The sequence below is a fragment of the Aquabacterium parvum genome, from assembly GCF_001447195.1.
Taxonomy (GTDB): domain Bacteria; phylum Pseudomonadota; class Gammaproteobacteria; order Burkholderiales; family Burkholderiaceae_C; genus Aquabacterium; species Aquabacterium parvum.
In genome coordinates this window covers 1-494 of sequence record NZ_LFRI01000319.1, presented here as the reverse complement: position 1 = coordinate 494, position 494 = coordinate 1, and the positions used below count along the sequence as shown (strand labels likewise).

The window sequence follows — 494 nt, the reverse complement described above, 5'->3', positions numbered from 1 at the left end:
TGAGGATGCGGCCCACGCGCTGCAGCAGGTCCTGCCCCTTGGCTTGAACCTGCTCGGGCAACTTGGCCGACATGCCGACAAGTTGGCGCTGCACGTCACGCTGAACGCGGCCCACTCGGGTGCGCAGTGTCTTGATGGCGGCACGCATGCGCTTGTACTGTTTGGCATGGGCATAGCGGCCGACCTGTGTGGCCAGGCGCGGCGCCTCGCGGTTGTAGTTCTGGCGCAGGTTCAAGCCGTTGTCTTGCGCGAACTTGACCATGTGCTGTCGGCTGCGTTCCAGCAAGCGGCTGTCAGTGGGGTGGGCAATCGCCTTGGGCATCACCGTGGTGTCCACGATCACCTTGTCCAGGCTGCTGCGCTTGATCATGCCTGCGGCGCGGGCCGCCTCGATGGTCACGGCCAACAGCAACTCCACGCCTTCTTCACCAATGCGCTGGCGCCAGCGCGTCAGGCTCGACGGGTCAATGGGAAGCTCGGTTTGCAGGTAGGTC

General features: G+C 64.6%; 1 pseudogene. It reads right to left on the bottom strand.

The features are described from left to right. A pseudogene (locus ABG80_RS10705) lies at positions 1-494 on the bottom strand (IS5/IS1182 family transposase); the annotation flags it as partial.